The sequence below is a fragment of the Brucella grignonensis genome (assembly GCF_002252505.1).
Taxonomy (GTDB): Bacteria; Pseudomonadota; Alphaproteobacteria; order Rhizobiales; family Rhizobiaceae; genus Brucella; species Brucella grignonensis.
On the sequence record NZ_NNRL01000161.1, the window covers coordinates 134,268 to 146,847 of the forward strand.

A 12,580-nucleotide genomic window follows, 5' to 3' on the forward strand; every position below is an offset into this window, starting at 1 on the left:
CAGATCTAACCAAGTTTAAGCTGCGGGCTTTCCTGATATTTGCGCCACAGTGAAATGAGCCAGCCACCGAAATAGCCCGCCGACGCACCCGATACGGCAGCCGTAGCCAGCACCAATGTTGGTTGCTCCTGCGGATAGAACGCATTGAGCACTGCCAGCACATATTGCGCACAGAAGAAGATCAGATTGCGGATCAGCGGCAAAATCGTTCCGGCGCTTTCGATACGCTTGTTCTCGTGATCGACCGCGATGATACGCGGCCCCGTGAAATATCCGGCAGGTGCCAGCACAAGCAGCCCCACAAACCATGCGATCAGAAAAGAACCGAACTGGTCCGAACCACGATCAAAATTCAGGAAGCCTGCAGCGATGAAGATCACCGGCACAAACAGCATTCTCCAAACTGTCACCGTTTGTGTTTCACGCCCCTTGATCCCAGCGATGATGAGATAAGCGAGCAGCCCCCAAACATAGACGGGTGTGTGAATGATAATTTGCGTCAGCATTTCCATAGATGCGGCATCTCCCCAGCCCGGCGATCCAAAAGCAATGTTTCAATAGTATAGGACTTATCGAAAGTCCGGTAGAAACCGCGTTTGGTGTTAAACAGCTGCTATAATTTAACAATCGATCAATAGCGCGTGACCATCCTCACCCAACCTTGAGCGGGTTGGCGCACCGAGCAATACTTCCTATGGTTCAATTTCAGAACTGAAATGACAACCACAACTTTGTCGTTAATCCAGTTTTCCATAAGTCATTGGAATAAAAGAATAATCGACTGCATTCCTCCAATTCTCTTGCTCATGCTTGACGCTTTTCTTGGTTGGCCGATCGGCGGCAATTACGGCGTCTTCTGGGGAAGCGCGGCTGGCGTTATCATCGGCGCCATCCTGATGATAATTATTGTCTTTTCGCTCATCAAAGCGCGTGGTCGATAAAACGAAAAAGCCGTGAAACAAATGTTCCACGGCCTCAAAGTCTGATTTCTAAACAGATGTCGTCAGCTCTGCAGGCGACGGCAGATTTCGTCGAGCTGCTCAAGAGAGCTGTAACGAACTTTAACCTCACCGCCACGCTCCCGGTGATTGATCTCCACCTTCATGCCGGTGACGTCGGAAAGCAGCTTTTCCAGCGCCTTTGTATCGGCATCTTTCTCAATCGGCGCGCTCTTGCCCGGCTTTGGTTCAGCCCCATTACGCGCTTGTGACAGCGCTTCGACCTGACGAACAGACAGACCTTCCTTAACCACGCGCTCCGCCAGAGCTGTCGGATCTTCCATGGTGATCAGGCTACGCGCATGACCAGCAGACAGCGCGCCATCGGAGATAAAATCCTGCACGCGCTGCGGTAGTTTCAAAAGACGCAGCGTGTTGGCAACATGGCTTCGGCTCTTGCCGATCACCTGTGCAAGATCGTTCTGCGTATAATCGTGATTATCGATAAGCTGTTGATATCCCATTGCTTCTTCGACCGCATTCAGGTCGGCACGCTGTACGTTTTCAACGATTGCGATCTCAAGTGCAATGCGATCATCGACATCGCGAATGATAACCGGGATCGTATCGATGCCCGCACGCTGCGATGCGCGCCAACGACGTTCACCGGCGATCAGCTCAAAACGATCCGGTTCGCCCGGCGCCGGACGAACCACGATTGGCTGAACGACACCATGTTCCTTGATCGACTGCGCCAGATCTTCGAGTTCGACTTCCGAGAACATGCGACGCGGGTTGCGTGGATTGCGCGTGACGAACTCAATTGGAACGTTACGCTCGCTGCTGATCGGCACCTTGCGTTCTTCCGCCGGGCGGTCGATTTCACCAATCAGTGCGGCCAAGCCGCGGCCAAGGCGCTTTTTTGAAGGATCGTCGTTCATCGTCGGCAGTTCCTGCAATTGTTACGTAGTCGAATCGATCAAGTGTTCCATTTGGGACACTCACTAATTATGCGGCTTTAAGCTGTCGTTCCCGCTGGATAACCTCCGATGCGAGCTGCAAATAAGCCTGACTGCCAGCACATTTCAAATCATAGAGAATAGCTGGCTTGCCATGGGATGGTGCTTCCGACACCCGCACATTGCGTGGGATAACGGTGCGATAGACCTTCTCGCCCATGAAGGCGCGAACATCATCGACAACCTGCGAAGCGAGATTGTTACGGCTGTCGAACATTGTCAGGACAATTCCCTGAATTGTCAGCTCTGAATTAATGCTCGAGCGTACCTGATCAACGGTCTGCAGAAGCTGGCTCAGACCTTCCAGTGCAAAAAATTCACACTGCAGAGGAACCATAACTGAATCCGCTGCAGCCATTGCATTCAGCGTCAACAAATTCAATGACGGCGGGCAATCAACCAGAATGTAAGAGAATTTATCAGCAACGGCGGAATCAAAGCGCAATGCATCGCGCAAGCGGCGTGTACGATCAGGTGCCTGTGCTATTTCCATCTCGATACCGAGAAGATCGAGCGTCGAAGGAACGATATAGAGGTTTGGAACATCGCTCTGCATGGCCGCATCATTTGCAGAGGCCGCCTGCGTCAGCACGTCATAAGACGAAAGCGGACGGTTAAGGCGATCAATTCCGAGGCCAGTACTGGCATTGCCCTGCGGGTCGAGGTCAACGATCAACACAGTTTCGCCAATAGCTGCAAGTGCTGTCGCAAGGTTAATGGCTGTCGTTGTCTTACCAACGCCACCCTTCTGATTTGCAATGGTTATGATCCTGGATCTTTTGCTCATTACCGTCGCCCTGCTGCTTTCTGTCATATCGATTCCGGAATAACTGGGCCGGATTAACCGGAGATGCGTCGCAAATTGCTGATCTCAAGTATCACCGAGCTATTATCGATAGCACTTTCATGTTGTACCAGATCGAAACTCCAGCCGACACGGCTTTCATCGATTTCTCTCTGGTAATCCCGACCTTTTTGAAAAAGTGCCTTTGAACCACTGGTCAGCCAAGGCTCAGCAAGCTTGAAAAGATCGTTCAACGAGGCCAGTGCACGGGCTGTTACGATATCCGGCACATCGATTTTATCCCACATAGCTTCAATACGGGCGGAATTTATGCGTGCAGGCACAGCCAAATGCCCCGCCGCGGTACGTAAGAATGCAGCTTTTTTACCCGCACTTTCGACCAGATCAATCGAAGCACCGGGAATTTCCTTGAGAAAGCAGGCCGTTACGATACCGGGGAAACCACCACCGGAACCGAGATCGAGCCATTGCTTTGCTTCTGATGCGAGCGGAAATAACTGTGCGCTGTCCAGAATATGGCGATTCCAGAGATCAGCAAGTGTCGAGGGAGATGCCAGATTGATGGCTGATGACCACTTGCGGAACAGCTCTTCAAAGGCAATCAGCCGGTCCGTTGTTTCACGTGAAACATCAGGAACAATCGATTTCAAGCTCGAATAACGTTTATCCACAATCATGCCACGCCCTTCTCGGCGTCTATTAGTTCAGCGGCTGCGCGTTCACGCGCGCCATGCTTCTTGATATGCGTGATAAGGAGTGCCAAGGCAGCCGGGGTAATACCTTCAACGCGTTGAGCTTCGGCAATCGTCTCCGGCTGACGCTGCTTGAGCTTGACTTTAAGCTCATTGGAAAGACCGGAGATCGCATCAAAATCCAATGTTGCCGGAATGAAAAGCCGCTCCTCGCGTTCCATCACAGCGATATCGCTTTGCTGGCGATCCATGTAAACTGAGTATTGTGCTTCGATTTCGAGCGCTTCTCGCGTGACTGAATCAATAGAGTTTAGGTCTGGCCAGATCGTCTGAAGCTTCTGCAGATCGATGTCCGGATAAGACAGCAGATCATAGGCCGAGCGACGCACACCATCCTGATTAAGATGAAGATCATAACGGCTGGCTTGATTTGGCGTGATGGTCAGTTCTTTTGTCATGTCACGCGCTGCAGACAATGCATCCTGCCGTGCCGCAAACTTTTCGCGGCGCTTGGAGCTGAGAATGCCTAGTTGGCCAGCAAGCGGTGTCAGTCGCTGATCTGCATTATCAGCACGCAACGACAGACGGAACTCCGCCCGTGATGTAAACATGCGATAAGGTTCGCTCACGCCGCGAGATGTCAGATCATCGACCATGACGCCTATATAAGCTTCGGTGCGTTGTATGATAATTGGATCGCTGCCCGCTGCCCGCTTGGCGGCATTGATGCCGGCGAGAAGTCCTTGCGCTCCGGCTTCTTCATAGCCGGTGGTGCCATTGATCTGTCCTGCAAGGAAAAGCCCGGCGACCCGGCGTGTTTCCAGGCTGCGCCTCAACTCACGCGGATCAATGAAATCATATTCGATGGCATATCCCGGCTGAAGCATAATCGCCTTCTCCAGACCCGGAATAGTCGCGAGGTAGGCGAGTTGGACTTCTTCAGGCAGCGACGTCGAGATTCCATTTGGATAAACCGTATGATCATCCAGTCCTTCCGGCTCCAGAAAGATCTGATGTCCATCCCGGTCGCCAAACTTTACGATCTTGTCTTCCACTGATGGACAATAGCGAGGCCCAATTCCCTCGATTGAACCCGAATACATCGCTGATCGATGAAGATTGGCGCGGATGATCGCATGCGTTTCCGGTGTCGTGCGGGTAATACCGCAATCAATCTGCGGTGTCGTGATCTTGTCCGTCATCAGCGAAAACGGAACCGGATCCTCGTCTGCAGACTGCATATCAAGGCTCTGCCAGTCGATTGTCCGTCCATCGAGACGCGGCGGCGTCCCTGTCTTAAGCCGACCAACTGCAAAGCCAAGACCACGCAAAGTATCAGAAAGGCCCAGCGCAGGCTTTTCGCCCATGCGTCCAGCCGGGATCTTCTTCTCGCCAATATGGATAAGGCCGTTCAGAAAAGTACCAGTTGTCAATACAACTGCGGCACAAGCGAGCTCACGTCCATCGCCAAGGACAACGCCGGAAATGCTTCCATCTGTGATGCGAATGTCAGAAGCGCCGCCCTCAACAACCGTGAGGTTCTCTTGCTCAGAAATGAGTTCCTGCATCGCCAGCCGATAAAGCTTACGATCAGCCTGCGTGCGTGGACCGCGTACCGCTGGGCCTTTACGACGATTGAGCAAACGAAACTGAATACCGGCCTTGTCAGCAACGCGGCCCATAAGGCCATCAAGCGCATCAATCTCGCGAACAAGATGTCCCTTCCCCAAACCACCAATGGCTGGGTTACAGGACATCACACCAATTGTATCAAAGCGATGCGTGACGAGAGCTGTGCGAGCGCCAGCGCGAGCCGAAGCTGCCGCCGCCTCGCAGCCCGCATGTCCACCACCAATAACAATGACATCAAAAGCTGTCATTTCGGTAGAACTCTTGGTGTTCATCCTGATGCATCCGAATCCAGTTTAGAAAGCAGTCTCTTTGACATGTTTATGCCCTCGGCGGAAGGGGTACCCGACCAGACTGCGATCAACTCTTTGATAAATTTGATACGGAACGCGACTCACGGATGTGAACGGGAGTCAATAAGCCGGAGCAGATTCCACAGATGTTTCACGTGAAACATCTGTGGAGTCATCAACGTGACTCTCCCTGTTTCACGTGAATCACTCACTTTCCAATGCAGAATTGGGAGAAAATAACATCCAATATCTCTTCGACATCGACGTCACCGGTAATCCGGCCAAGATATTGAGAGGCGCGACGCATATTCTCCGCGCGCAGTTCCAGCGGAAGATCGTCCCGTTCGGCGGCCGTGTCAATTTCGGAAATCGTCGATTGCAGCAGATTGATATGTCTTTGACGTGTCGGGACAGCATCATTGATCAGTCCGATGCGTTCCTCGGCAAATGCCTGCAAGGCTTCCAACAGATGGTTGAGACCATCCGCAGTCCTTGTTGAAATGAGATACTGCCAGGCCGCTCTGTCACCTGTACCAAGGTCAGCTTTGGTCCCGATGGTCCAGATATCTGCACCACCATTATCCAAAGAAACAGCAATTGGATTTTGCATATCTTCAAGCAGCAAAACCAGATCCGCTTCAGCAGCGCGTTCCCGCGCACGGTCAATGCCGATCTTCTCAACCTTGCTTGTAGTCTCTCGCAATCCAGCAGTATCCGTCACATAAACTGGAATACCGCCAAGATTCAGTTTCACTTCCAGAAGATCGCGTGTTGTCCCCGCCTCCTCTGAAATAATCGCAATCTCGCGACCCGCAAGGAAATTGAGCAAGCTCGACTTTCCGGCATTCGGCGCACCAGCAATAACCACATGTAGACCATCACGCAGCATCGCTGCCCGTTTACCGCTTTCTATATGACGCGCAATCTCACCCTGCAGGCCTTTGAGCTGTTCCCAAACCTGCCCCGAAACGGAACCGGGAACGTCACTCTCATCCGCAAAGTCCAGCTCGGCTTCAATCAAAGCCCGGGCACGGACCAGCCTTTGGCGCCATTCCGTATAAAGTTGACGTTGCGCACCGGACGCAACCTGCAATGCCAGACGGCGCTGTCCTTCCGTTTCCGCAGCAATGAGATCAGCCAAACCTTCGGCGATGGTCAAATCCATCTTGCCATTGGTGAAAGCCCGACGCGTAAACTCTCCAGCTTCTGCAATTCGACAATTCGGGAAACTACCGAGCTCCTCGAGCAGCTTTTCAACAACAGCGATACCGCCATGAAGATGGAATTCCGCGCAGTCCTCGCCGGTAAAACTGTTCGGACCGGGAAAGAAAAGCGCCAACCCACGATCGATCGCATCTCCATTCCGTGTACGGAACGTCTTGTAAGCAGCATAACGCGGCTCGATCATCTTTCCAATAATCGTTTCGATTACGAATCGAACTTGCGGACCTGATATTCGAACGACTGCAACGCCCGACGGAAGGCGCCCGCTCGACAAGGCAAAAATGGTGTCCTGAAGATGCTCGCGCTCGCTCATTTGATTTCCCGTTCTATATAGATAAGTACGTGATATTCATTCGTGTCAGGAAAGAAAAGGCTTATGACTGATATCAGCAGCAACCGGCTTAGCCGCGAGCCTAGTGCTTATCTTCGTCAGCATGCCAATAATCCGGTTCATTGGCAGCCTTGGGGCAAAGATGCATTGAATGCTGCACGCGAATTGAACCGTCCTATTCTGTTATCCGTTGGCTACGCTGCCTGCCATTGGTGTCACGTCATGGCGCATGAGTCTTTCGAAGACCCAGAAGTTGCTGGCGTTATGAATAGGCTATTCGTCAATGTGAAGGTGGATCGCGAGGAACGGCCTGATATCGATCAGATTTATATGGCTGCGTTAAGTGCCATGGGCCAGCAAGGCGGGTGGCCGCTCACCATGTTCCTGCGTCCTGACGGTAAACCGTTCTGGGGTGGAACCTACTTCCCTCCCAAAGCGCGTCATAACCTGCCCGGCTTCGTTGATGTGCTCAAAGCGGTTAATAATCTCTGGCAGGGAAATCAAGAAAAAATTAACCATAATGCCGAGGCTGTGTTCAGCCATCTGGAGGCACAACTGGCTGCACAAAGTGAAGCGCGCGCCAATGAAGTGACGCGATTTAACGAAGTTGCAGACCGTATCCATGCGATGTTCGATCCGGTGCGCGGTGGCATTGATAATGCGCCGAAGTTCCCCAACGCACCCTTCTTGGATGCCTTATGGCTGTCCTGGCTCTATAATCGCGAAGTTTCACATCGCGATATGTTCCTGCTGTCACTGAAAACGATGCTGCAAGGTGGAATCTATGACCATTTGGGTGGCGGCCTTTGTCGCTATAGTGTCGATGCTGACTGGCTCGTTCCGCATTTTGAGAAGATGCTTTATGACAATGCTCAAGCTATTCGCCATGCGACCTATGCCTATGCGGAAACGCAGGATGATTTGTTCCGTATCCGAATCGAAGAGATAATCGAGTGGCTGGTTCGGGAAATGCGGTTGTCCGACGGTAGCTTTGCATCCAGTCTGGATGCTGATAGCGAGGGTGAGGAGGGCAAGTTTTATATCTTCACCGATAGCGAGATTGATGCCGTCCTCGGTGATCAGGCTGAAAACTTCAAATCCTGGTATGGCGTGAAGCCCGCAGGCAATTTCGAAGGCAGCAACATTCTCAATCGCCTTCATGCTGTCGGCGAACCGGCAATGCTCCCGACTGATATCGAAGCTTCGAAACAGAAGCTGTTGGCTTATCGCAACCAACGCGTCCGCCCCGGACGTGATGAAAAGGCACTGACAGACTGGAACGCACTGGCAATTCGCGCACTGGCTGAAGCGGGGCGCAGTTTTCAAAGGCAGGACTGGATTGAATATGCCGTCACCGCTTATCGTTCGATAGGGTCATCTTTTCAGGATGGTCGCATGGCGCATTGCCGAATGGATGACGTGTTATTCTACCCTGCACTCTCCACCGATTACGCAGCGATGATCAATGCTGCCCTGTCCCTCTTTGAGGCGACAGGAGATCGAACATTCATCGTTGATGCTGTGGCACTTAAAGATGCACTTGATGCAAACAATCGCGATGCATCAGGCAATTATCGGCTCTCGGCTCTCGATGCCGAAGACGTCATTCTGCATAGCTATGGTGACTATGATGAAGCGATCCCAAGCGCGACAAGCCAGATCATCGAAGCATTCACACGACTGTTTCTCGTGACCGGTGATCTACATCTTTATAATCAGAATGAGCGTCTGGTGGAACAAGCCATGGGCCGCGCTCTTGTCCAGCAATATGGTCAGATTGGTATCTTGAACGCTGCCCGCTTTGCAGCCGAACCACTGTCTCTGGTGATTGCTGATGAAAGTGTCGACGGCGAACTCAGCTTATTGGCTCAACGAATTCCCGATCCGCGGCGGGTCGATAAGTTCGTTCCGCTTGAAGCCGGCAAAGCGATTGAACTTCCAACAGGGGGCACCGCACATGCAGATAAACCGTCAGCCTGGCTCTGCAAGGGGCAAGTCTGCCTCGCACCTGTCGAAACCCCGGCTGCACTCGAAATTCTCCTCAGAGGCCATTCTTGAGATATTATTGATTAAACAAAAACGCCGCGCTGATTTCTCAACGCGGCGTTTTTCATAGTCATGCAGTAGAGGAATTACGTGTTCATCGAGTCGAAGAACTCGCCATTGCTCTTTGTCTGCTTGAGCTTGTCGATGAGGAATTCGATCGCGTCCGTTGTTCCCATCGGTGCAAGGATACGGCGCAGAACGAAAATCTTCTGAAGATCGGCGCGTGGGACGAGCAGGTCTTCCTTACGCGTACCGGACTTGAGAATATCCATGGCCGGGAAGATGCGCTTGTCGGCAACCTTGCGGTCGAGAACGATTTCCGAGTTACCTGTGCCTTTGAATTCTTCAAAGATCACTTCGTCCATGCGCGAACCGGTATCGATCAGCGCGGTGGCGATGATGGTGAGCGAGCCACCCTCTTCAATGTTACGGGCGGCACCGAAGAAGCGCTTCGGACGCTGGAGTGCGTTTGCATCGACACCACCGGTCAGAACCTTACCTGATGACGGCACAACAGTGTTGTAAGCGCGTCCGAGACGCGTGATGGAGTCGAGAAGGATCACAACGTCACGGCCATGTTCGACAAGGCGCTTGGCCTTTTCGATAACCATTTCGGCGACCTGAACGTGGCGCGATGCCGGTTCATCGAAGGTCGAAGAAACAACTTCACCCTTCACCGAACGCTGCATGTCGGTCACTTCTTCCGGACGTTCGTCAATCAGAAGAACGATCAGATAGCATTCAGGATGGTTCGCAGTGATCGAATGCGCAATGTTCTGCAAGAGAACAGTCTTACCGGTACGCGGCGGAGCGACGATCAGACCGCGCTGGCCCTTACCGAGCGGCGCTACCAGATCGATAACGCGGGACGAAAGATCCTTCGAAGTCGGAACTTCAAGTTCCATCTTGAAGCGCTCATTCGGATAGAGCGGTGTCAGGTTATCGAAGTGAACCTTGTGACGGATCTTTTCCGGGTCTTCAAAATTGATCGTGTTGACCTTGAGAAGTGCGAAATAACGTTCGCCTTCCTTGGGACCACGGATCGGGCCTTCTACCGTATCGCCGGTCTTCAGCGAGAAGCGGCGAAGCTGGGAAGGAGAAATATAAATATCGTCAGGACCCGGCAGATAATTGGCGTCGGCAGAGCGCAGGAAGCCAAATCCGTCCTGCAGCACTTCAACAACGCCCTCGCCGATAATTTCGACGTCCTGAGCAGCGAGGCTCTTGAGGATCGCGAACATCAGTTCCTGCTTGCGCATGGCGCTCGCATTTTCGACCTCAAGCGTTTCGGCAAATGCCAGCAGCTCGACCGGGGTCTTATTTTTAAGTTCTTGTAGTTTCATTTCCTGCATGTGTGAGGAACTCTTTTGAAATTTAAGGAGAAAATGCAGTTGTTCGGAAAGGTGGTCACTTTGGTAATGTGACCGGCATCGAAGGCCTGCTGTCATGGTGGGAAGAGGACTCATTCATACTGGTTTGCAGCATGAAGAGCAAGTGTCACATAAGGTGTGTCGGTCTTTTGTTCAATAGGTAAAAGTTAATGCAACTCTCAAAAAAGGGAAAGCGGCTTTGTCAAAAATACCGGGAGGCAAATAAAAAGCCCGGATTAATACCGGGCTTTCTGGATGAAAATTGGAAATCAGAAAGGTTTCACGATCACGAGAATAACGATGAAGATCATCAGGATCGTCGGTACTTCATTGATGATTCGCCAATGTTTGGCCGATTTGGTGTTGCGATCTTCAGCAAAGAGCCGCGTCGCCTTTGACAGATAACCGTGCAGACCAGACATCAACACGACAAGCAAAAGCTTTGCATGCAACCAGCCACCCTTAAAGCCAAAAATCTCCCACGCCATCCATAGGCCGGCGATCCAGGTCACAACCATAGCGGGATTGATGATGAAACGAAGCAACCGCTTTTCCATCACCTTGAAGGTTTCAGAGGTTTCGGAACCGGGTGTTGCGGCACAATGATAGACGAAAAGACGCGGCAGATAGAGCATGCCCGCCATCCAGGCGATCACGGCGATGACGTGGATCGATTTGATCCAAAGATAAGCATCAGCTGGATTCACGTGAAACAATCCCCATAAACCGAATACCACTACCGCAAGACCAACGATGGTACGGATCAGAGCGGCCTTGCCGCTGTTTGCCTTATCGGAAGCACTCATCATCAGACTCCACGAACCCGATCAATCATGCGCTGCACATTTTCAATCGGTGCCTGTGGTGTGATCCCGTGGCCCAGATTGAAGATCAGCGGTCCCTGCCCAAGATTTTTCAGGATTGCATCGACCCCTTCATCCAGAGCTTCGCCACCAGCGACAACGCGCAGCGGATCGAGATTACCCTGAATAGCGCCTTCCTTCTGCAATTCCTGCGCAAAAGAAACCGGCACAGACCAATCGAGGCCAAGAACATCGACGCCGGTCTTTTCGCGGTAGCCCGCATAGAGCATCCCGGCTCCTTTCGGGAAGCCGATGATGCGCGCATCGGGATAAACCGCCCTCACCTTCTGAACAATCCGGGCAACCGGACGAACACAGAAACGCTCAAAGCAATCTTCATCAAGAACGCCAGACCAGGAATCGAAAATCTGCACGGCATCAGCGCCTGCATCAAGCTGTTCGATGAGATATTCGGCTGAAACATCCGCCAGATCATTCAAAAGCTTCTCAAACGCTTCCGGGAAGCGATAAGCGAACAAACGAGCAGGAGCCTGATCAGGCGTGCCGTGACCCGCGATCATATAGGTCGCAACGGTCCAGGGAGCGCCACAGAAGCCCAGCAGCGTTGTTTCGTCGGGGAGTTGCTCGCGGAGCAGCCGAACCGTCTCATAAACCGGCTCCAGCCTTTTGGCGACACCTTCAGTCTCAAGCCAGAATATTTCATCTGCATCAATCGGTGTCATCAATGGTCCCTTGCCTTCTTCAAAGCGAAGGTCTCGTCCAAGGGCGTGAGGGACAACCAAAATATCTGAAAACAGAATGGCGGCATCAAAGCCATAACGGCGGATTGGCTGAAGCGTCACTTCGACTGCCAGATCGGGTGAATAGCAGAGGTCGAGGAAGCTTCCGGCTTTTTTGCGCACTTCCCGATATTCGGGAAGATATCGTCCGGCCTGACGCATCATCCAGATTGGAGGTGGAAAGACTGTCTCACCGTCTATCACTTTCAGGACCTTGCGCTTCATTACATTCCACCCTGTCTGATCTGTTTTCTTGGGTCTGTGTGAAAGTTTTCCCGTCCGGCTCTCATAAAGAAAGGATGATTCAGGAATCTTTTGATTCTTAGAGTCTGTTGGAATCGGGGATTAAGGTTTGTCCGTCTTTTCCCCACAGTTCCGCTCTGGCCATCTCAGCCTGTGCGATAATTCACCGATCACCGGGATAAAAGCAATGAAAACTAAAATCTTTCATTGAATATAAGGGGTTACCAATTGACGCAGTTTCGGTCTCTTTGTGGACAAGCTGGGCATATTGCTATGATTTCCAAATGTTACGAGTCTTGTCCACAATGGCTTTCCAAAGCTTCTCACATGTTGGCTGGCTGTGGATGACTTGCCAAGTTTCCCACCGCCTGCCATGGCTTGTGGATG

At 52.0% G+C, this 12,580-nt stretch carries 11 protein-coding genes; 1 reads left to right on the top strand and 10 read right to left on the bottom strand.

Going from position 1 to position 12,580, the window contains the following annotated elements:
- Positions 1–5: 5 nt before the first annotated feature.
- From CEV33_RS13020 to mnmE, 7 genes are all read right to left on the bottom strand, one after another.
- On the bottom strand, positions 6–512 hold the full coding sequence (locus tag CEV33_RS13020; protein ID WP_094540872.1) for a hypothetical protein: 507 nt from the start codon (positions 510–512) through the stop codon (positions 6–8).
- A gap of 225 nt (positions 513–737) precedes the next feature.
- A complete protein-coding gene (locus CEV33_RS23755; protein WP_141211589.1) occupies positions 738–971 on the bottom strand; it encodes a hypothetical protein in 234 nt (77 codons plus the stop codon).
- A 32-nt stretch (positions 972–1,003) separates the two neighbouring features.
- Positions 1,004–1,879: a ParB/RepB/Spo0J family partition protein gene (locus CEV33_RS13025; protein ID WP_094540873.1), complete on the bottom strand. Its 876-nt coding sequence runs from the start codon at positions 1,877–1,879 to the stop codon at positions 1,004–1,006.
- Between the two features lie 67 nt (positions 1,880–1,946).
- The gene (locus tag CEV33_RS13030) at positions 1,947–2,744 is read right to left on the bottom strand and encodes a ParA family protein (protein ID WP_094540874.1); all 798 of its coding nucleotides are present in this window, start codon (positions 2,742–2,744) and stop codon (positions 1,947–1,949) included.
- 53 nt (positions 2,745–2,797) lie between these two features.
- Positions 2,798–3,439, bottom strand: coding sequence for a 16S rRNA (guanine(527)-N(7))-methyltransferase RsmG (rsmG, locus tag CEV33_RS13035; protein WP_094540875.1), 642 nt, complete (start codon positions 3,437–3,439; stop codon positions 2,798–2,800).
- Entirely contained in the window at positions 3,436–5,358 is a 1,923-nt protein-coding gene (gene mnmG, locus CEV33_RS13040) for a tRNA uridine-5-carboxymethylaminomethyl(34) synthesis enzyme MnmG (protein WP_094540876.1), read from the bottom strand. Before mnmG ends, rsmG begins: the two co-directional genes overlap by 4 nt.
- 226 nt (positions 5,359–5,584) lie before the next feature.
- Complete coding sequence (mnmE, locus tag CEV33_RS13045; protein WP_094540877.1) at positions 5,585–6,913, bottom strand: tRNA uridine-5-carboxymethylaminomethyl(34) synthesis GTPase MnmE; 1,329 nt, start codon at positions 6,911–6,913, stop codon at positions 5,585–5,587.
- 63 nt (positions 6,914–6,976) lie between these two features.
- Between mnmE and CEV33_RS13050 the strand changes: the two genes are divergently transcribed.
- On the top strand, positions 6,977–8,989 hold the full coding sequence (locus CEV33_RS13050; protein ID WP_094540878.1) for a thioredoxin domain-containing protein: 2,013 nt from the start codon (positions 6,977–6,979) through the stop codon (positions 8,987–8,989).
- Between the two features lie 74 nt (positions 8,990–9,063).
- Here CEV33_RS13050 and rho read toward each other — a convergent pair whose 3' ends face one another.
- The 3 genes from rho to hemE form a co-directional block, all read right to left on the bottom strand.
- A complete protein-coding gene (gene rho, locus CEV33_RS13055; RefSeq protein WP_024898458.1) occupies positions 9,064–10,329 on the bottom strand; it encodes a transcription termination factor Rho in 1,266 nt (421 codons plus the stop codon).
- A gap of 287 nt (positions 10,330–10,616) precedes the next feature.
- Entirely contained in the window at positions 10,617–11,153 is a 537-nt protein-coding gene (hemJ, locus tag CEV33_RS13060) for a protoporphyrinogen oxidase HemJ (RefSeq protein WP_094540879.1), read from the bottom strand.
- Positions 11,154–11,155: 2 nt separating this feature from the next.
- Positions 11,156–12,175 carry a uroporphyrinogen decarboxylase gene (gene hemE, locus CEV33_RS13065; RefSeq protein WP_094540880.1) on the bottom strand — a complete coding sequence of 340 codons (1,020 nt, stop codon included), beginning with the start codon at positions 12,173–12,175 and terminating at the stop codon, positions 11,156–11,158.
- Between the last annotated feature and the right edge of the window lie 405 nt (positions 12,176–12,580).